This is a genomic window from Desulfovibrio sp. 6_1_46AFAA (assembly GCF_000224635.1).
In the GTDB taxonomy this organism is placed as follows: Bacteria; Desulfobacterota; Desulfovibrionia; order Desulfovibrionales; family Desulfovibrionaceae; genus Desulfovibrio; species Desulfovibrio fairfieldensis.
In genome coordinates this window covers 547,865-567,041 of the sequence record NZ_JH114300.1, presented here as the reverse complement: position 1 = coordinate 567,041, position 19,177 = coordinate 547,865, and the positions used below count along the sequence as shown (strand labels likewise).

The window sequence follows — 19,177 nt, the reverse complement described above, 5'->3', positions numbered from 1 at the left end:
TCGCCGGCGTTGCCGGGAGTGAGGCTGAAATTCAACGCGCATTCAGCATTCGCGGCAACCATATGAAGCTTGGTCGTCCAGCCGCCTCTGGACTTTCCGATGGACTGCGGACCTGTTTTTTTAAGGCCCCTGTTCCATCGGGATGAACCTTAACAATAGTACTGTCGAGAGAAACTGCTTCTATTTTAAGGCGGAGTATCTGCTCTTGTTGAAGGCGTTCAAATATACGGTCAAGAACTCCGTTCTTGCTCCAGCGGTTCATGCGCGTGTAGATGCTGTGCCAACAGCCAAAATTTTTCGGCAGTCCACGCCATTTACACCCATGCTCCGCAACGTACAGAATCGCATTCAACACCTGGAGATTGTCAAAATGGACATTACCTCTTTGGCGCGGGAAGCAGTCAGCGATTCTCTCATATTGTTCACGAGTAATTTGCATAAGACATTCTTACGGAATACTCGCTCTTTGTCAAATAGTGTTAACAGGCCCTAGAGCCGTTTGCGCTTGAAATTATCGCTTAACGGCAAAGCAAATTCGCCTTGTGATAATTTCGCGGTGCGGATTTTCACGGAAAATCCGCACCGCGCGTTGAGATGTTTTCAATATCAAAACGCCCTAGCAGATGCCCTGGGCCAGCATGGCGTCGGCCACCTTGCGGAAACCGGCGATATTGGCACCCATCACAAGGTTGCCGGGTTGGCCGAATTCAGCGGCCGTGGCGGCGGCGTTTTTGTAGATATTAGTCATGATCTGCTTCAACTTGCCGTCCACGGTTTCAAAGTCCCAGCTTTGCATGCTGGCGTTCTGAGCCATTTCCAGCTGGCTGGTGGCCACGCCGCCGGCATTGGCGGCCTTGGCCGGGCCATAGGCGATGCCCGCCTTGAGGAAGGCGTGCACGGCGTCCAGCGTGGAGGGCATGTTGGCCCCTTCGGCCACGCACTTGCAACCATTGGCCAGCAGAACCTCGGCGTCGGCCAGGTTGAGTTCGTTCTGCGTGGCGCAGGGGAAAGCGGCAAAGCAGGGAACGGACCACACGGCGTTACGGCCTTGGGGGTAGTCGCCCACCGGAGTGTATTTGGCCGAGGGCACCAATTCGGCATAGCGGCTCAGGGAAGCGCGTTCCACTTCCTTGACCTGCTTCAGCACATCCAGCCTGATGCCGTCCGGATCGTGAATCATGCCGCGCGAATCGGATACGGTGACGGGTTTGGCGCCCACCTGCTGCAGTTTTTCGCAGCAGTAGGTAGCCACGTTGCCCGCGCCGGAAACCACGCAGGTTTTGCCCTGCAGGCTTTCCTTGCGGTCTTCCAGCATGCTCTGGGCAAAATAGACCGCGCCGTAGCCCGTGGCTTCGGTACGCGCCAGGGAACCGCCGAAGAGCAGATTTTTGCCGGTGAGCACGCCTTCATAGCTCTTGGTCAGGCGCTTGTACTGGCCGAAGAGGAAGCCCACTTCGCGGCCGCCCACGCCGATATCCCCGGCGGGCACGTCAATGGTGGCGCCGATGTGGCGGTACAGTTCGTTCATGAAGGCCTGGCAGAAGCGCATGACTTCCATTTCGGACTTGCCCTTGGGGTCGAAATCCGCGCCGCCCTTGCCGCCGCCGATGGCCAGACCGGTAAGGGAGTTCTTGAAGACCTGTTCGAAACCCAGAAACTTGAGGATGCCCAGATTCACGCTGGGATGCAGGCGCAGGCCGCCCTTGTAGGGGCCGATGGCGGAGTTGTACTGCACGCGGAAACCCCGGTTGACCTGAACCTCGCCTTTGTCGTCCACCCATTCCACGCGGAAGGCGATGATGCGCTCGGGCTCCACCATGCGCTCGAGAATCTTGTACTGCTCGTACTTTTTATTCTTGTCCAGCACCGGCTGCAGACTTTGCAGCACTTCCTGCACAGCCTGCAGAAACACAGGCTCATAAGCGTATTTTTCTTTCAGACTGTCCATCACTCGCTGCACGTACGACATCTTGCTCTCCTTGTGGCTGGACCGGATTGCGCCGGGAAATAAATGAGGCTTTAACGGCTTTTTTTATCCAAGTTCCCGGCGGCTGGCAAGGTTTTTCAGGCATCGGCCCCGGGCGGAAGCATGGAGGGCCGGGGCTGATGCCCGAAGGCCCGCGCGGCTTGAAGCGCGCTCAAGGCCATGAGCTTGCAGCGCGGCAGAAGTGTGGAAGGCAGCATATATTCCTGCGCGGTATGGATGTTTTCTCCTTCGGGCCCCATGCAGCAGATGGTGGGGATACCCAAGGCACCGGCACAGAAGCCGGACTCGGCGGCGCTTTCATAGTGCTGACCGGAAAGGCGCATGCCCAGAGTTTCTCCGGCCTCCCGCACCAGTTCGAAAAAGGCGTCGCCCTGCGGGCTGCGCTCCAGGGGATACAGGCGCAGGCCGCCGCTGATATGAGCCGTGGTGCCGGGTACCACGGGTTTTTCAACCAGTTCGCGGATTCCGGCCACCACGCGTCGACCGTCCTCCAGTGTGCGATAGGTCAGGTGAATGCGGGCCTCGGCCCAGGGAGCCACGGAATTGGCAGAAATACCGCCGCTGACCAGGCCGGTGTTGACCGTCAGGCCGCGCGGCAGATCCAGAAAGGCGTTGATGCCCAGAATCTTGTGCGCCAGTTCAATGACGGCGGAAGCGCCTTCCTCGTAATTACGCCCGGCATGCGCGGCCTTGCCCTGGATTTTCAGATGCATATGTCCCGACCCTTTGCGCGAAAGGGTCACCTTGCCGCCTTCGCCGCCCGGTTCGGCGCAGATCACGGCCAGAGCGCCGGGAAGCTGCGCGGCCTGGGCTTTGGAGGCCGTGGGCGAACCCAGCTCCTCATCGGGTGAAAACATCAGGGTCAGGGGGCAGGGCAGCAGGCCGCTCTGTTTGAGCGCCCGCGCCGCGAAGAGCATGGCCACAAGCCCGGCCTTCATGTCCGCCACTCCCGGTCCAGTGGCTCTGTCCGCCGCCCTGTCCAGGCGAAAGGGGCGGGCCGCGGCCGTGCCCACGGGAAACACCGTGTCCATATGCCCGATAAAGGCAATACCCGGACCGGCCTCGGACGCGTGCGTTCTTGCCGTGAAGACGTCGCCCAGGTCCTTCTGCCAGGCTTCGTCCTCGGGAACGGGCGGCTTGGGCAGGCGGCGAACCTGAAAGCCCGCTTCTCCGAGCCAGGCCGTGAGCCTCTCGCCCATACGGTTGACCCCGTCCGCATGAGCCGTGGGGGAATCAATGCCCACCAGTTCCTCCAGCAGGGCGAGCATGGGCGCTTCCTGGTCCTGAAGGATCGTGTCCAACGCGGTTTTCCACTGTGCCGGTTCCATGGCTCTGCTCCTTATCCGCGATAATTTGCCAATCGTGGGCGTTGTACGCGGCCGTCGGAACGTATCGTCACGAGATGGATTTAGTTCTCCAAAAGCAGATGAAATCTGACGCTGCCGGAGACAAGAGGCTCTCGTGAGGGTACGCGTTAAGGTTTGGGGCTGATGGCCTTGAGATAGACGTCGGTCACGGCGTTCATGCGTTCCAGGCGAGGCCGATCGGCTTCGCGCACGGACCCGATGCTTTCGTAAAAGGCCGCGATATCGCCCAGCCAGGTTTGGAGTTTGCTTTTGCCTTGGGCGGCGTTGAAAAGAGCAAGCTGCTCGTTGAGCGTGAAGACGGGATGGGCCTTGAGATCCTGCACGGCCTGTTCGGGAGTCAGCTCCAGGCCCGTCCATTCCTTGAAAAAGCGGCTGTAGTCCGCCGCCAGGTTTTCCGGCGGCGTGGCGCGCAGCATGTCCACGGCGCGGAAGTACATTTTGAGGAAGGCTTCGATCCGCTGCGGGTATTTGTCGGCATAGGCGCGGTTGGCGACCAGCAACACGGGTTGGGATACGCCGCAGTGATTGGAAAGCGCCGCGGCTTTGAAGCCTTTTTGTTCCGCTTCATAGGTCAGGGGCGCCCAGAGCGCCACAGCGTCGCCCAGACCGCCGAAAAACGCGCCCAAGGCAGGGGTCGGGTCCATATATCTGACGCGCACGTCTTTTTCGCTCAGACCCAGAGCCTTGAGCCAGGCCGTCATCAGGTAGTGCGCGGAGGTCGCCTTGGGGCAGAGGATCAGCTTTTTGGCCACGCTGGCGCGGTCGCCGTAGATCTCCGGAAAGGCGGGATTGGCGCCCTTGACCTTGAGTATGGGACTGTCGGCCCGCACATACAGGGCGTTGGCCAGGGATTCGTCGTTGGCCACGGCGATGATGTCCAGGCGGTCATTGAGCGCGGCCGTGAGGGCGGGCACGGCGCCGCATCCGGCCACGGCCCAGTCATAGGCCAGGATGCCCTCGACAATGGCCTTGCCCGAGCCGAAGCGCAACATGGAAACATCCAGGCCGACTTCCCTGTCCCAACCGTGCTTCTTGACGTACCAGACGGCAAAGGCCTCATTTTCCCCCAGCCAGGCCGTTTTCATGGGCACCGGAGCCGCGGCCGCCAGCGCGGCGCGGCTTCCGCAGAAGAGAGTCAGAACCGCCAGACAGAAGATCACCACACCAGTTGTTATTTTCATGCTCTCGTTCCTCCGGAGCGCCGGACGTTTGTCCGGCGCTTCCCCATGCCTGCGATCCGGGCGCGGGAGCGCACCGTCTCAGTTAAACTTGTTTTCCTTCATGATCGTGCCGATGGTTTGCCAGCTCTTGTCCAGCACCTGCTGGAATTCCTTGGCCGAGAGGTAGTCGGTGCTCAGACCGGCCTTGGCGAACTTAGCCTGCACGCCGGGGTCGGCCAGCGCCTCCTTGATCAGATTCTGCATGGTCTCCACACGATCGTCGGGCACGCGCCTGGGGGCCAACAGACCATGGGCCGAGCCCAGCGTCAATTCCTTATTGCCGAGCTGTTCGGCAAAGGTGGGAACGTCGGGGAATTCCGGCAGGCGCTCGGGGCTGGAGACGCCGATCATTCTGAAATCGCCGGAGAGCACATAGGGCTTCTGGTTGATGGTCACTCCGAAACCGCTGGTGACATGGCGTCCCAGCAGGGCGGTGGAGACGTCGTGGCCGCTGGTATAGGCCACATGAGGCAGGGTCACGTCCGGGAACTGCTTCAGCAGCAGGGTCATGAACAGGCGCTGGGTGGAAAGCGCGCCGTGGCTTGCATAATTGTATTTGCCGGGATTGGCCTTGGCCGCTTCAATGAGCCCCTTGAAATCCTTGATCGGCGAATCGGCGTTGACGGCCAGACTCAGCCACATGACGGAGACTTGCGCTACCGTGCGGAAATCCTTGATGTTGTAGCCCGTGGCCTTGACCTGCGGCGTGGTTGAAAATGTCGTCACGGACGGGAAGCCGTAAGTGTAGCCGTCGGGCCGGGCCTTGGCCACTTCCAGCATGGCCGGAGCGCCCGCGCCCCCGGCTTTGCAGAGAATATTCAGCGTGATGTTGTGTTTGGTCTGAAAGTATTCGGCCAGGATGCGGGCGGCAATGTCCACCGCGCCGCCCGGCCCGAAGGGGATGATGATGTTGACGGGTCTGTCGGGATACGCGGCCCGGGCCATACCCGGCGAAAGCGGCAGCAAGAGGGCGCAGGTCGTCAGCGCGGCGCGGAAAAGGCGCATCAGCGTAATCATAATGGTCTCCTTCGTTGCGGGCTCGTGAATATTAAAGTTGTACTTTAGAGTATTTTGCTTTTGAAACACTCCGTGTTTCAACGCTTCATTCAGCCGATAAGCGCGGTTATCGGCTGAATCCACGCCGCGTTGCGGCGCACCGCACTGTGTACGGCGAGAGCAATTTCATTTCGAAATTGCTCTCCGAGGGGATGCGTCAAAAACGCGCGCCGCCTGCAGGGCGGCCAGGGCCACCAGTTTGGCGCACGGCAGGAAGGTCGAGGGGGTGATGTACTCGTCGTCGGCATGCAGGCCTGTACCCTCCGGTCCCAGGCTGCAGACGACCGGCAGGTCCAGGATGCTTGAGCAGTAGCCCGACTCCGCCGCTCCTTTGGAGCGGATGCAGTGTACCGGATACTCCAGAACCTCTCCGGCCTGCCGTACCAGTTGCCACAGGGCCTGAACCTTGGGAGTGGGCGTCAGCGGATACAGCCGCATGCCGCCGCTGGCACTGGAAACAGTGCCGGGAATCCAGGTTTTCGCCACATCGGCCCGGATATCCTCCACAAGTTTGCGACCGGCCTCCAGCGTGCGGAAGGTGCAATGGAGGCGTGCCCGAGCATTGGGGGCCACGGAATTGGCCGAAATGCCGCCGCTGATCAGGCCGGTGTTCACCGTGGTGCCTCTGGCGAGATCCAGATGTTCGTTGAAAGCTAGGATTTTGTGGGCCAGTTCAAGAACGGCGGAAGCGCCTTCCTCGTAATTGCGCCCGGCATGGGCGGACTTGCCCTGAATTTCAAGCAGGAAGTGGCCGGAGCCCTTGCGTTCCACGGAAACCCCGCCGCCGGGATAGCCCGGCTCCGTGCAGAGTACCGCGTGCGCGCCGTTAAGCATCTGGCCGAGCAGAGGCGTGGTGGAGGGCGAACCCAGTTCCTCGTCGGGCGAAAAGGTCAGGGTCATGGGCACAGGCATCAGGTCCAGTTCTTTCAGGGCCCTGGCTACGAACATGTTGATCACAAGCCCGGCCTTCATGTCCAGAATGCCGGGGCCGGTGGCTCTGTCGGCGGCTCGGTCCAGGCGGAAGGGGCGGGCCGCCGCCGTCCCGGCCGGAAAGACCGTGTCCATGTGCCCGATGAAGGCCACGCCCGGTCCGGCTTCCTCGGCATGGCTGCGGGCGCAGAACACGTTGCCCAGGGCATCCATCCAGGGCTCATCGGGCGGCGAGGGCCTTTTGGGCAGCATGGCCGCCTGAAAGCCCGCTCCGGCCATCCAGGCGGCGAGCGTCTCGCCCAGTTTGTTCACATCCCCGCCGTCGTGGGAAAAAGAATCCATGTTCACGATGCGTTCCAGAAGGGCGAACATCTCGGGTTCCTTGTCATTGAACCAGGCATCCAGCTTTTCTTTCCATTGCGCGAGTTCCATGTGCGGCTCCTTGGCTGTTGGTCAGGATTGGCGTGGGTTCTTCTGGGAAGCGCGGATGTCGTCGTATACGGACTTGACCAGTACGAACAGGCTGAGCCCCAGGACAATGCAGGCCACGGGGCTGGTGTAAAAGATGGCGTAGTCGTTCTGGGAGATGCTTAATGCCCGTCGGAAGTTGGCTTCGGCGATGGGTTCCAGGATCATGGCCAGCAGCAGCGGTGGCAGAGGGAAGTCGCACTTGGTCATCAGATAGCCCACTGTGCCGAATACCGCCACCACCAGCAGGTCAAAGGTGGAATTGTTCACTGCATAGCCGCCCACCGCACAGAGCGTGACCACGATGGGCATGAGCACACCGCCGGGAATGGCCGTGATCTTGTTGGCCCCGCGCACTGCAATAAGCCCGCAGACCAGCATCAGCACATTGGCGATGATGAAGGCCGAGAAAATGCCGTACACCGTGACCGGATGCTCCACAAAAAGCAGCGGGCCGGGCGTCAGGCCCTGGATCATCAACGCGCCCAGCATAATAGCGGTGATGATGTCGCCGGGCACGCCCAGGGTCAGCAGGGGGATCAGCGCGCCGCCGCAGACGGCGTTGTTGGAGGATTCCGTGGCGGCGATGCCCTCAAGGCAGCCCTTGCCGTACATTTCCGGCGTCTTGGAGTGGCGCTTGGCCTCGGAGTAGGCGAAAAAGGTGGCCGCGCTCACGCCGGTGGCCGGAATGATCCCAATGGCCGTGCCGATGGCCGAGGAGCGCAGAAAGTTTACGGCATTGCCGGTAAGCTCTTTGAAGGAAAGGCCGCGCCTGGATATCTTGCTTTCCTTGAGCGATACGCCCCGGGCAACGTCCTCCACGGTCACCAGCACCTGGGACATGGCGAACAGGCCCACCAGCACCGGCACCAGTGACAGGCCGTTGAAGAGATCCGGAATATCGAAGGTATTGCGCATGTCGCCGGTGACCGGGTCCAGGCCGATGGTGGCGAGAAACAGGCCCACGCAGGCGGAGATCAGGCCTTTGATCAGGTGGCCGGAAGAGAGAGAGGCCACGATGGTCAGGCCGAAGACCGCCACGGCGAAATACTCCGGCGCGCTGAAGGACATGGCCGCGCGGGCCAGCAGCGGCGCTACGGAGACCAGGGCCAGCGCGCTGAAAATGCCGCCGATGAAGGAGGCTATGGTGGCCATGTCCAGAGCTTTGCGGGATTCGCCGCGCGCGGTCAGGGCCGGACCTTCCAGCATGGTGGCCGCTGCGGAAACCGTGCCCGGCGTGCCCACCAGAATGGCCGTGATGCAGCCGCCGTAAATGGCCCCGCAATACATGCCGAGCAGGGCTGAAAAGGCGTCCACCGGAGCCATGCCGAAGGTCAGCGGGATGAGAAGAGCCACGCCCATGGCCGCCGTGAGGCCGGGCAGGGCGCCGAAGATGATCCCCAGGGCCACGCCCATGAGGTTGGCCAACAGGGCGCTCAGACTGAGGGCGCTCATAATGCCGTCAAGGATGTTCGCAAACATGTCTTTCTCCCCTGGAGCATTTCAACTTTGAAATTGTGTCCAATTTCAAAGTTGAAATGCTCTGAGAACGGATGCCGGTTGTGCTGCGGGCCGGGGCCTCATGGCAACATGACCTGGAAAAACCAGCCGAAGGCCGTGAGCAGGGCGGCCGTGGTCAATACCGCGACCAGAACAATTTCCAGCGGCTTGCGCCTGCCGAGCAGAGGCAGTGCGAACAGAAGAAAGAGAAATGTGCTGATGCCGAAGGCTCCGCCCGAGGTAAAAGGCGGATTCTCCATGGCGGCGAAAAGATCGCCGAGTCCGGTCAGCGTGATCAGATACAGGTAGAAGAGGCCGAGAAAGAAAAGGACTTTTTTGAAGACATGGGGTTCGGGCCAGTAGCGTTTGAGGGGCTTTTGCCGCAGGCCCTTGATGAGCAGAACACAGCTCAGAACGGCAAGAATGACGAGAACCGCCCTGGGCACACCGGCGGGCCCCACGTTTTCCGTGTTCCCGGCCGGCGGCAGCAGGCTGACGCTGTATGCGCCCACGGCGCACAATCCGAGCAGAATAAGGCCGCTGACAACGTCTGTTGGGCTTTTCATGCTTTTCCTCTCTCTGGTTTCGCTGCGGAATACCTTGGGAAAGGGACTGCGCGGTGGGAACGCGTCTGCGTTTCCCGCCTACGGTGGACCGCACCGGCCGTGGCCGGTCCTCTGTTCGTGTGTATGCCTCCGCATAAGCAATGACATGGCTAGTCTCTCGCAATCACAAAAGGATGTTTCTGAAGCACGGTATCCAGGTGTTCCTTAATGGCCTTGCGGGAATCGGCGGGCGAGCGGCGCTCCAGAGCGTCGATGATCCGCAGATGCGAGGAAACCGAAAACTGGCGCCATTGCGTGTCGCGCAACTCCGCCGTACGTCCGGCGGCGTAGTGACTGTTCAGCTGGGCCATGGTTCCGGCAAGCAGGCTGTTGCCCGCGCACAGGGCCAGGCAATGGTGAAAACGGGCGTCAAGGTCGCCGTCTTCCTGACCGGTCAACAGGCGGCGCTGCTGGTCGCAGGTGATGATCTTCAATTGGTCGAGCTGTTCGGGGCTGTGGCGCAAGGCGGCCAGCTCGGCAATGGCGGGCTCAAGGATTCTGCGGAATTCCATGACTTCGTCGAACACCAGGTTTTCCGAATCCACGGCCTCCAGGATGGCATTTTTGAGGGGTTCCATGTCGGGCGCGCGTACATAGGTTCCGTCGCCCTGGCGGCTTTCCAGAAGGCCTTTTCCGGCCAGCATCTGAATGGCCTTGCGGATGCTGCTGCGGGAAACACCGAAGCTCTCCGCCAAAGCGCGTTCCGGAGGCAGCTTGTCGCCGCTCTGGAAACGGCCTTCGGCCATGAACTGCCGCAGGCGTTCCGAAAGCCGCTGGTAGCTGCGGCGCGGGCTTGCGCCCTCTCTGTGGATGGCGGTTACGGGCATGATACTGCTCTTGGTTGGGTATGGTTGATTTGACTATGGCTGCTTGTGCTTTTTATGTCAACCTTTTTTAAACCAATTTTCTCTATAAGATAAAAAATAATAATTTTTTATTTCAATTTGTTAAATATATTTTTGGAAATCATGCTGCAAAATATGTGGCCATTTAATAAAAGAATGTTTCAGAAAGGTTGGAGAATGGTTGAATCAGAAATATTGTTTGCGCACAAAAAAAGCGTCCCCGGCAGGCCAGAGCGGAATTGCCCGGCCCACGGGGGACGCCGCAATGAGCATGAGAAAGGGGTCAGGCCATTTGAGCGGCGTAGGCCGCCGCGCTGATCAGGCCCGGCTCAGCAGGATCGTCGGCTTTGACGCGTACCAGCCACCCCTCGCCGTAGGGGCTTTGGTTCAGCAGTTCCGGCGTGTCGGCCAGGGCTTCGTTGATTTCCAGCACAGTGCCGGAAAGCGGCATAACGGCGTCCGAAGTCACCTTGGCCGATTCAATGGAGGCGCAGGACTGCCCTTGGGTGAAATGCGCGCCTGTTTCCGGCAGTTCCACAAAGATCACCGCGCCCAATTGGTCCTGGGCATAGTCGGAAATGCCCACCAGTACGCTGCCGTCGCTCCGGGACTGGGCCCAGAGGTGTTCCGGGTGGTACCGGCGGTCATCGGGATAGGAAAGGCTCATGTGTTTTCTCCTGAGTTGTCCGCAGCTCAGGCCGCGGGCTCACGCGGGGCCTGGACGGCCACGGAGAGCATCTCGTCCAGGGTGGGATGGGCGAACATGAAACTGTGCAGCCTGTCGCCGCTGTATTGCCCCAGCAGCAGAAGCTGGGCCGCCGTGACCAGATGGGACACGCCGTGCCCCAGGGCCGCGATGCCGGCCATGCGGCCCTCCTGCCAGACGACTTTCACAAAACCGGAAGCGTCGCCCCCGGCCTGGGCGATGGCGTTGCCCGTAAGCATAGCGCGCGAAACAGCCACTTCGCCGCCCTCGGACATGGCTTGCCGGGCGGTTTTGCCCACCCGCATGACTTCCAGGCTGCCGTAGATGCAGGAGGGCACCGGTCCGGAATCATAGGCTCCGCTTTCCTCCCCCAGAATCTGCCGGGCCACGTAGGCACCCTGATGCTCGGCGGCATGGGCCAGCAGCGTTTTGCCGTTGATGTCGCCGATGGCGAAGACCGTGGGCGCGGCCCGCAGGTAGTCGTCCACCGTGACGAAACCGCGTTTATTCAGGGCGCAGCCCGCCTTTTCAGCTTCCAGGCCGTCGGTATTGGGCTTGCGGCCCACGGCCACCAGGGCCTTGGCCGCGGTCAGCTCCCGGCCGTCCTCCAGCGTCAGCACGGCCTGTCCGTCCCTGGTCAACAGGGAAGATGCCTTGACGCCCGCCAGACAGACGCGCCCGGCCTTGCCCAGCAGCTTCTGCAGTTCCTGGGCGATGTCCGTATCTTCGGTGGGGGCCAGTTGCGGAGCCGCCTCCACCACGGTGACGGCGCTGCCCATGGCGCTGAAAAAGTCGGCCATTTCCAGGCCGATGGCCCCCGCGCCCACGATGATCAGGCTTTCGGGCACAGCCGAGACATTGAGCAGGTCCGTGCTGTCGAGCACCGCGTCATGATCCGGAGTCAGGCCGGGGAAGGACGCGGAACGGGAACCGCCCGCCAGGACAATGTACTGTGCGGAAAGCGCCTGCTCGCCGCCGTCGGCGGCCACGACCCGCACCTCGTGCTCTCCGGCGCAGACCCCGCGCCCGTTGAACAGGGTCACGCCCGCGTCGGCCAGCCCTTTGGCCAAAGTCTGGCTGGAGGCCTTGGTATAACGCTGCACTCTTTTCTGTAGAGCCGCGTAATCCACTTCGACGGTTCCCTTGGCTACACGCTGGCGCTCCAGGCCGCGCAGCAGCCCTTTAGGGGCCACAGCGCCTAACAGCATCTTGGTGGGAATGCAGCCGCAGTTAAGGCAGACGCCGCCCCAGTGGGCGTCTTCCACCAAGGCCACGGATTTGCCCGCGGCAGCGAGGATTTTAGCGGTTTTCGCGCCGCCGGGGCCGCCGCCGATGATGATGACGTCAAATTTGTCCATAGGAGTGCTCCCTGCTAGAAATGGGTTAGCGCCGGTGCCGCGTTACTTGGCAATGTCCGCCTTGAACAGGAATTCCCGCGCGGCGGAGCGGTATTTGAGCAGCATGGCGTCGGGCAGAGCTTCCAGGCCGCGCAGGCCCTGAGGCATGTCCGCCGTGACGGCGGCGACGGCATAGGGCAGGGTATGGTCGCCCGCCGCTTCGGAAACCAGCAGAGCCGCGCCCGCCGCCTCGTCGCGCGTGGGCCAGGATACGGAACCGTCGGCGCGGGGCACGGGATACGCCAGGAAGCGGATGACACCGTCTTCTGTTTTGCGGACCAGGTCAATGCTTTTGGCCAGCTCTTCCTTGCTCGGGGCCGCACCGAACAGATTTTCATATATCGGCGCGGGGCCCACGCAGTTCAGAATCACGCTCACCGGCTTGATTTGCAGCAGACGTTCCAGCAGTTCGGGTTTGCGGCCGTCGCTCTGAACCCAGACGTGCAGGCCGCCCTTGGCGAGGCGGTCCGCCAGAGTCACGAAATTGTCCTCCTGACCGTCCGGGCATTGCGAGAGGTAGAGTCCGGAAATGTCGCCGTGGAGCATGTCACTGCGGGTCACGCAGGCTTCCATCTCATGCCCGGAAAGCAGATAGGCGATGATTTCTCCGCTGCCCTGTTTGATGGCTGTGCCGTCGTCGAAAAGTGGAAACTCCACGCCTTCGGGATTGCGGTAAATGGCTTTGCGGTTGGTGCGATAAAAGGTATTGAACACCGGCGCATCGGCCTTGAAGTCCACAGTGTCGTAGGGCAGGTCGCGCTCGGCCAGAAAGGCTTTGACGATTTTGCAGCGGATGCAGTCAGGCGCGGTATACAGGGTGATGCTCATGTTTTTCTCCTGTCGGGGCCGCCCGTTGCGGGGCGGCCGGTCCGTAACAAGCGGTTATTCAGGATCTTCCACCGAGGCCACGCACAGGGCGTTGTCCGGTTCGAAAGGCGCGCAGCCTTCCACCTCCACCACCGAAACCCGGTCGCCGAAAGCCGCCGCGCCGGGCATGCGGAAGGTATTCACATCAATGCGTCCGATGGCTTTTTCCTCCGGCCTGCCCGCCTGCGGGGCCCATTCATAGGGCGCGCGGTAGGCGCGGTACACCATGTTCATGGGGATCAGCTTGCCCCAGTAGGGCGAAATATATTCCCAGACCAGCTCATGCTCCCGGGTGACTTCAAAGACACGGCCGTCCGACCCCTCGGTAATCAGGGTATTGCCGTTGGGCAGGCGCTGGGCGCTGCTGATAAAAGGACTGTAGAAACGGTTGCTGTCCATGGGCGCCAGGAATCCGGCCTCGCACGGGGTGTACTGCCAGACGATCTTCAGGCTCACGGGGTCGATTTCCAGGACGCGGGAATGGTCGCGCAGAGCGGCCTTGACGCCCGTGGGCGAGCCGGGATTGGGCACATCATAGCCGCCCCAGCCGCCGTTGTCGAAGACCAGGATATTGCCCTCGCCGGGCAGGCCGCGCGGGATCATGTGCGCGTGGTGCTGGCCGATGATCCAGCCGATGGCTCTGGCTTCGGGGCTGGCGTCGTAGTCCGGCCCCAACTTCCAAACGATCTTGCCGGTCTTTTTGCTGATGATAAAGATAATATTGGCTTCGCGGCCGTCGGCGATGATGTTGCCGGGATGGAAGCGCTCGTCGCCCGCGTCATACCATTTGTTGGGGCCCAGCGCGGACATGGAGTTGGTGTGCATCCAGTCGCCCATGCCTTCGGGCTGGGTGGGGCGATAATTGGGATTGCGGCAAAGAGTGTTCTTGGGGCCTTCGCGGAAACCCATTTCATGAAAGTGCTCATTGCAGGACCATTCCCAGACGATGTCGCCGTCCCAGTCCACTTCCAGAATCACGTCGTCCAGCAGCAGCTTGTCCGTGATGTCCTTGTTGCGGGCGTTGCGATGGGCCAGGATCAGGGTGTTGCCCGAATCTGTCTTGGGTTCCATGCCCGGCGCGTAATAGCCCACGGGATTGCCCTCGCGCTGGTGGTCATGGTGGTAGCGAGCCATCCAGCGGCCCGGAGTGCCGGGGTCTTCGATAAATTCATTGCGGTCGAATTTCCAGACGATGTTGCCGTCCCAGTCCACCTGCACCAGATCCAGATAGTCCTGCACGCCGTATTTGCCGTTGCGCAGGCCGCGCGTGGTCAGAATCTGGCCGCCGGGCAGGAGCTTGTTGGGCATGCCGTTGACGCCCTGCCAGACTTTGACTTCACGGCCGTTCATATCCATGAGCACCGCGCCCACTTCGTGGGCCTGAAAGATGGTGAAGCCGTTCCAGCATTTGTCGGGATTGTACACGGTAACGCCGGTGGGATAGATGGTCGGGTGGCCCATAGCTGTGCTCTCCTTTTGCGTTGAATGAGCTGTAACGCCCGAAGATCAGGGATGATCAGGCGATTTCTTCCAGGGATTTGCCGCCGGTGCGCTGACCCCAGAGGCCTACGACCACGGCGGGGATCACGCACATGACGCTGATGATGTAGAATACGCCGTCAAAATTGTAGGCCGCGAAGGCCAGGGGGATCAGCGGCTGGGTGGCGGCCACAGCCAGGCGGCCCATGGAGTTGTGAAATCCCGTGGCCGTATTGCGCATGCAGGTGGGGTAGGATTCGGCGGTGTAGGAAAAGACCATGAAGTTCATGCCCAGAATGAAGCAGGTGATCAGAAAGCCCATGCCCACAATGCCCCAGAAGGAGGTCAGGTTGCCCAGCACCGGCGTCAGCGCGGCGAGGACGAAGAGCGCCGCCATGATCGGAATTTTGCGTCCTCCTTTGTCGGAAACAAAGGATGAGAAGAACAGCCCGGCCGGCACGCCGATGGAAATGAGCGTCGTGGCCGTGAGGCTTTCCTCCAGGCTGAAGCCGTGAGCCTTGAGCAGAGTGGCCATCCAGTTGTTGATGGCGAAGGTCACGGGATTGCTCAGCAGTACAATGACCAGAAGCACCAGAGTGCGCTTCAGGTATTTGCGGTGGAACATACCGGTGAGCACCTCGCGGACCGGCGTTTTGGCCTGGACTTTCCCGACCGCCTCGCTCAGATCCACATGCTTGCCGGTGAGTTCGAAAACCACCTGCTCCGCCTCGGCCTGCCTGCCGTGAGCCACCAGCCAGCGCGGCGACTCCTTCAGATATCTGAGCCCGATGGCAAAGGCGATCAGGCCGATGCCGCCGAAGTAGAAAATATAGCGCCAGGCTTCCTCGGCCAGGGGAATGATGGCCCGGCAGAGAATGCCGATGACCGGCACGGCGGAAAATCCCACGGCCGCCACCAGATTCTGCCACTTGCCGCGCGTTTCCGCCGGGGCCATTTCCGCGATGTAGGCCTGGGAGCAGACCATCAGGCAGAACACGCCGAAACCGGTCATGGCTCTGGAGGCCACAAAGACCGGGAAACTGTTGGTAAAACCGTTGAGCACCGAAGCCAGGGAAAAGACCACAATGGCAATGAGGAACGTTTTGCGGCGACCGATAAAATCAGAAACAACGCCGCCCATAAAGCCGCCGGTGGTCATGGCCGCGAAATACCAGAAGTTGACCGTGCCGATATCCTTCAGGGTCAGTCCCCAGGAGTGCATCAGGGCCGGAGCGATGAAGCCGAAGTTCCAATTGTCCATCTGTTCACAGAAGTAGGCCATCATGATGATGAAAAAAATGGCCTTGTGCGGACCTGTGACCGGCAGACCGTCGAAGTAGTTGTTGCTGATTTTCTGCGGGGCGGCGGTGCTCATGGGATTTTCCTCCCAAGCGGTGAATGGCCGTGCACGAAGGGAAAGCGGCAATGGACGCGTGAGACTTTTTTGTAGTGAAGTCAGTCTAACGCGCCGTGGGCGCGCGTAGTGTTGCCATTGCAACCTCTTTCACAAAAAAAGTGAAAAAAAATTCAAAGTGGCAGGCGAAGAAAGAAACAGCCCGGAGAATATCCGGGCTGTTTCAGGCCGTCTGCAAATCCTTGCCGCGAAATGTGAGTAGGCGGGCTTTGCTCCCCGTACAAGAGCATTTCAAGTGTTACATGCTCTAAAAGGCGTAAATTACATTAAGGCTGACTTTCCAGGCATCCTTGTAATTCAGGCTGTCGCCCGCGATATTTTCATAACGGCCCCAGGTGCCTTCATCCAGCCAGAGGTGGATGTAACCGGTTTCCAGAATGAAGCTGAGATTCTCTGCGGCCTTGTAAGTGCTGTCGAAGTTGATTTCCAGGCCGCTGTCCGAGCGGGTCAGGTAGGTGCCGAAGGAGTTGAAGTCCGTATTGTTGCGGTACACCGCGCGGCCCGCGCCGTCCATAGGACGCCGCCCCGTGATGTAGGCGGCCATCTTGGGATCGTTGGTGCCGCCGAAGTAGTTCACGCGCAATGTGTGGCTGAGGTCATCCATGAAACTGAGCTTTTTGATCCTCGCTCCCACGCCCCAGGTGCCGTTGGGGTTGGTGCCCAGTACGCCCTTGCCGCCGCCCATGATCGGATTGCCCCGGTAGCCGAAGCTGGACAGGGAATTGGTCAGGTTGTTGGTGGTGGCGACGTAGGGCAGGCGCTCGGAACCGTTGTGCGGATTGTCGTCGTCGCCGCTGAAATACCAGCCGTACAGGCCGGGCACGCCCCAGTCCGTATCGTATTCGCCCAACAGCATGCCGAACCAGCCCTGGCGATTAAGGTATTCCCGGCCGTTGTCCACGCTGCCGTAGATGAAATCCCAACTGACCCGGAACGGTGAAAAGGCCGTGACTTCGCCGGTCAGTCCGCCCCAGAACATGGTGCTGTATGCCGTATTCCAGAGGGATGCGCCGCCGCGGCAGGAGCTGAAGGCGGCGGGAAAGAGGCCGTCCCGCATCTGGAGACCGTCAATGGCCTGGCTGCTGGGATTGTTGAAGGTGAACGTCTTGCTGTTCCCGGCGGCATTCCTGACGGTAAAGGGCTTGAGCGTATTGGGCCCCATGCCCCCGGCCATGGCCCAGGGGGTGATCTTCATGCCGTCCAGCGACACCGGTGCCAGCAGGGCGAAGAGGTCGAAGTTGTCCAGATAGTCGGCCGTGACGCCGTTATCGGCGGTATCCAGCCAATTGTCGTTGTAGGGCCGCATCCACAGGGCAGTCAGACCAAAGGATTTGTTGAAAGCGTAGGAAGCGGTGATGCCCGCCACATCGTCGTTGAAGACCGGATTGTCCAGAGCCAAGCCGGGCAGTCTGACGCCCTGCAGGCCCATGCGCACCTTGAGATCCGCATGCGGCGGCATCCAGTCCACATAGGCCTGTTTGACCTTGACCATATTGCTGCCGTCAGCGCCCAGCGCGCCGCCCTGGGCGGACATGCCCCAGCGCTGCTCGCCGATTTCAAAAAAAACCACGCCCGCGAGGCTTTCGGAGGCCACGGCCTGCAATTGCAAATGCAGACGCTGGATGGCTTCGAATTCGTCACGTTTCTGGTGTATGGCAGCCCACTGCTGGCCGATTTGATGACTGCCCTGGCGGTTTTTGCCCATGAAATTGCCGCCGTTGATATAGTCAAAGGCGAACTGCCAGCTTCCTTTGACTTTGAAATCCACGGCCCACCCCGTGGCTGCGTCCCCGAGCAGCAGCGCTACGGCCAGAAATACAATTCCCCATTTTCTCATTGCCTTCTCCTTCGGAAAAATTTTCAACCGTCCCGAATGCAGCGTCCATGAGAGCGGCCCGACGCTGAAAAAACCGTGCCGCTCCGCAAATAGGCCCTAAAGAACCAGGCGCCAGTATGGCACGGCCACAAAGGCCACAAACGCGCCGGCCAGCACGATGCGGATGGCCATGACCAGCAGCATTTCCTTGAAGTTGATGTAGCCGCTGCTGAAGAAATAAAGATACAGGGCGTACTCGTAGGGGAAGAGCAGATTGTCCAGGCCGTACTGGAAGGAATAGTAAAGCAGGCGCGGGTCAAGGCCCATATCCATGCCCAGTTCGGTGATGGGCGAGGTGAGGGTGGAGGTGGCGGCCAGGGGCGTGAGCAGGAAATTGGAGAGAAAACCCACCAGGTAGGAACAGAGCCCGGCCACTGTGGGCCCCATGTTGCTGAACAGGGGCAGCACCAGGTTGGCCAGCCAGTCCGTGACCTTGAGGAAACCGCCAGCGCTGCCGATGCACATGCAGCCCATGATGAAGAACAGCGGCGCGAAGTTGACCTTGTTGACGCGTGGCCCGTCCATCAGGCTGACGCCGGGCAGAAAGGAAGCCACGGACACCAGCACCAGCACCACGCCCGCGCTGATGCCGTGCAGGCTGTCGGTTGCCAGCAGGGCCAGGGTCAGGACCAGCAGAGCCAGAGCGCGTTTCTGTTCCGGCGCCATGACGCCCAGTTCACGGTATTTTTCCTGCACCACACAGCGCAGGACATCCTTTTTGACCGGCGAGCGCAGCACCAGCAGCACAATGGCCAGGGACATGGCCGTGTACAGCATGCCGGGCACGAAATTGTGCAGAGCGTATTGCATCCAGGTGGTCTGGGTGCCCATGATCTTGTCGGCCAGCCCCATGCCCATGGTCAGGTCCGCCGCGCCCGTCAGATAGCAGAGCTTGGTGGAACCCACTGCCAGGCAGGTGCCCAGCACCACGGCCGTGGCTTCGCGGCTTTTGGGCTTGAAGTCCAGCGCGTCGCAGAGGCTCAGGGCCACGGCGCAGAAAATGGCGGCCTTGCCCATGATGGAAGGCACCAGCGGGGACACGATGGCCGCGCCCAGAGTGATGCCGCAAAGAGCCCCGGCAAAACTGCCGCCCGCCGCGCGCACGCAGCCGAGAGCGATGCGCTTGCCCAGGCCCGTATCCTGAATGATCTTGCCGAGGATGAAGCCGCCGATGACGATGATCGGCACTTCGGAGAGCCAGGGGCTGTAGACCACCTTCATGCCCACCCCGCAGAACAGGATGTACAGGGCGGGAAGCAGAATGCCCACGGCGATTTCATTCAGGGTGTCCATGGCCCAGGCGCACACGGCCCAGAGCGTGATGGCCAGAAAGGCCATCATGGGTTGGCTGAGCGAGCCGTCCCTGGGCAAGAGCAGATAGACGCCCAGAGGAAGGATCAGGCTTAAGGCCCATTTGGCCAGCATGCTGGGGTTGAAGTCGGAAGTCTTGAAGAACATAC

The 19,177-nt window shown here is 60.9% G+C and carries 15 protein-coding genes and 1 pseudogene; all 16 read right to left on the bottom strand.

Annotated features, from left to right (window positions below):
• Positions 1 to 439 (bottom strand): annotated as a pseudogene (locus HMPREF1022_RS16920) (IS5 family transposase); the annotation flags it as partial.
• A gap of 177 nt (positions 440 to 616) precedes the next feature.
• Complete coding sequence (gene gdhA / locus HMPREF1022_RS02310) at positions 617 to 1,969, bottom strand: NADP-specific glutamate dehydrogenase (RefSeq protein WP_008684298.1); 1,353 nt, start codon at positions 1,967 to 1,969, stop codon at positions 617 to 619.
• Positions 1,970 to 2,064: 95 nt separating this feature from the next.
• The gene (locus tag HMPREF1022_RS02305) at positions 2,065 to 3,315 is read right to left on the bottom strand and encodes a M20 family metallopeptidase (RefSeq protein WP_009301687.1); all 1,251 of its coding nucleotides are present in this window, start codon (positions 3,313 to 3,315) and stop codon (positions 2,065 to 2,067) included.
• 146 nt (positions 3,316 to 3,461) lie between these two features.
• Positions 3,462 to 4,535 (bottom strand): ABC transporter substrate-binding protein, encoded by a 1,074-nt coding sequence (locus HMPREF1022_RS02300; RefSeq protein ID WP_008684296.1) that lies wholly within the window; start codon positions 4,533 to 4,535, stop codon positions 3,462 to 3,464.
• Between the two features lie 78 nt (positions 4,536 to 4,613).
• On the bottom strand, positions 4,614 to 5,591 hold the full coding sequence (locus tag HMPREF1022_RS02295; RefSeq protein WP_008684295.1) for a tripartite tricarboxylate transporter substrate binding protein: 978 nt from the start codon (positions 5,589 to 5,591) through the stop codon (positions 4,614 to 4,616).
• Positions 5,592 to 5,756: 165 nt separating this feature from the next.
• Positions 5,757 to 6,992 carry a M20/M25/M40 family metallo-hydrolase gene (locus HMPREF1022_RS02290; protein WP_009301686.1) on the bottom strand — a complete coding sequence of 412 codons (1,236 nt, stop codon included), beginning with the start codon at positions 6,990 to 6,992 and terminating at the stop codon, positions 5,757 to 5,759.
• 21 nt (positions 6,993 to 7,013) lie between these two features.
• Positions 7,014 to 8,510, bottom strand: a complete 1,497-nt coding sequence (locus HMPREF1022_RS02285) for a tripartite tricarboxylate transporter permease (RefSeq protein WP_008684293.1) — start codon at positions 8,508 to 8,510, stop codon at positions 7,014 to 7,016.
• Positions 8,511 to 8,608: 98 nt separating this feature from the next.
• Complete coding sequence (locus tag HMPREF1022_RS02280) at positions 8,609 to 9,094, bottom strand: tripartite tricarboxylate transporter TctB family protein (protein WP_008684292.1); 486 nt, start codon at positions 9,092 to 9,094, stop codon at positions 8,609 to 8,611.
• Between the two features lie 149 nt (positions 9,095 to 9,243).
• Positions 9,244 to 9,960, bottom strand: a complete 717-nt coding sequence (locus tag HMPREF1022_RS02275) for a FadR/GntR family transcriptional regulator (protein WP_008684291.1) — start codon at positions 9,958 to 9,960, stop codon at positions 9,244 to 9,246.
• Between the two features lie 301 nt (positions 9,961 to 10,261).
• Complete coding sequence (gene gcvH / locus HMPREF1022_RS02270) at positions 10,262 to 10,645, bottom strand: glycine cleavage system protein GcvH (protein ID WP_008684288.1); 384 nt, start codon at positions 10,643 to 10,645, stop codon at positions 10,262 to 10,264.
• 26 nt (positions 10,646 to 10,671) lie between these two features.
• Entirely contained in the window at positions 10,672 to 12,042 is a 1,371-nt protein-coding gene (locus tag HMPREF1022_RS02265) for a dihydrolipoyl dehydrogenase family protein (RefSeq protein ID WP_009301685.1), read from the bottom strand.
• 42 nt (positions 12,043 to 12,084) lie between these two features.
• Positions 12,085 to 12,909, bottom strand: a complete 825-nt coding sequence (locus HMPREF1022_RS02260) for a hypothetical protein (RefSeq protein WP_008684284.1) — start codon at positions 12,907 to 12,909, stop codon at positions 12,085 to 12,087.
• Between the two features lie 54 nt (positions 12,910 to 12,963).
• Positions 12,964 to 14,409, bottom strand: coding sequence for an aryl-sulfate sulfotransferase (locus tag HMPREF1022_RS02255; RefSeq protein WP_009301684.1), 1,446 nt, complete (start codon positions 14,407 to 14,409; stop codon positions 12,964 to 12,966).
• 55 nt (positions 14,410 to 14,464) lie between these two features.
• Positions 14,465 to 15,802: an MFS transporter gene (locus HMPREF1022_RS02250; RefSeq protein WP_009301683.1), complete on the bottom strand. Its 1,338-nt coding sequence runs from the start codon at positions 15,800 to 15,802 to the stop codon at positions 14,465 to 14,467.
• A 286-nt stretch (positions 15,803 to 16,088) separates the two neighbouring features.
• On the bottom strand, positions 16,089 to 17,678 hold the full coding sequence (locus HMPREF1022_RS02245; protein WP_009301682.1) for an outer membrane homotrimeric porin: 1,590 nt from the start codon (positions 17,676 to 17,678) through the stop codon (positions 16,089 to 16,091).
• Positions 17,679 to 17,774: 96 nt separating this feature from the next.
• Complete coding sequence (locus HMPREF1022_RS02240) at positions 17,775 to 19,175, bottom strand: SLC13 family permease (protein ID WP_008684277.1); 1,401 nt, start codon at positions 19,173 to 19,175, stop codon at positions 17,775 to 17,777.
• Between the last annotated feature and the right edge of the window lie 2 nt (positions 19,176 to 19,177).

Excerpts from the sequence above, each read along its gene's own strand:
- gdhA (WP_008684298.1), bottom strand. The coding sequence starts at position 1,969 with ATGTCGTACGTGCAGCGAGTGATGGACAGTCTGAAAGAAAAATACGCT.
- HMPREF1022_RS02305 (WP_009301687.1), bottom strand. The coding sequence starts at position 3,315 with ATGGAACCGGCACAGTGGAAAACCGCGTTGGACACGATCCTTCAGGAC.
- HMPREF1022_RS02300 (WP_008684296.1), bottom strand. The coding sequence starts at position 4,535 with ATGAAAATAACAACTGGTGTGGTGATCTTCTGTCTGGCGGTTCTGACT.
- HMPREF1022_RS02295 (WP_008684295.1), bottom strand. The coding sequence starts at position 5,591 with ATGATTACGCTGATGCGCCTTTTCCGCGCCGCGCTGACGACCTGCGCC.
- HMPREF1022_RS02290 (WP_009301686.1), bottom strand. The coding sequence starts at position 6,992 with ATGGAACTCGCGCAATGGAAAGAAAAGCTGGATGCCTGGTTCAATGAC.
- HMPREF1022_RS02285 (WP_008684293.1), bottom strand. The coding sequence starts at position 8,510 with ATGTTTGCGAACATCCTTGACGGCATTATGAGCGCCCTCAGTCTGAGC.
- HMPREF1022_RS02280 (WP_008684292.1), bottom strand. The coding sequence starts at position 9,094 with ATGAAAAGCCCAACAGACGTTGTCAGCGGCCTTATTCTGCTCGGATTG.
- HMPREF1022_RS02275 (WP_008684291.1), bottom strand. The coding sequence starts at position 9,960 with ATGCCCGTAACCGCCATCCACAGAGAGGGCGCAAGCCCGCGCCGCAGC.
- gcvH (WP_008684288.1), bottom strand. The coding sequence starts at position 10,645 with ATGAGCCTTTCCTATCCCGATGACCGCCGGTACCACCCGGAACACCTC.
- HMPREF1022_RS02265 (WP_009301685.1), bottom strand. The coding sequence starts at position 12,042 with ATGGACAAATTTGACGTCATCATCATCGGCGGCGGCCCCGGCGGCGCG.
- HMPREF1022_RS02260 (WP_008684284.1), bottom strand. The coding sequence starts at position 12,909 with ATGAGCATCACCCTGTATACCGCGCCTGACTGCATCCGCTGCAAAATC.
- HMPREF1022_RS02255 (WP_009301684.1), bottom strand. The coding sequence starts at position 14,409 with ATGGGCCACCCGACCATCTATCCCACCGGCGTTACCGTGTACAATCCC.
- HMPREF1022_RS02250 (WP_009301683.1), bottom strand. The coding sequence starts at position 15,802 with ATGAGCACCGCCGCCCCGCAGAAAATCAGCAACAACTACTTCGACGGT.
- HMPREF1022_RS02245 (WP_009301682.1), bottom strand. The coding sequence starts at position 17,678 with ATGAGAAAATGGGGAATTGTATTTCTGGCCGTAGCGCTGCTGCTCGGG.
- HMPREF1022_RS02240 (WP_008684277.1), bottom strand. The coding sequence starts at position 19,175 with ATGTTCTTCAAGACTTCCGACTTCAACCCCAGCATGCTGGCCAAATGG.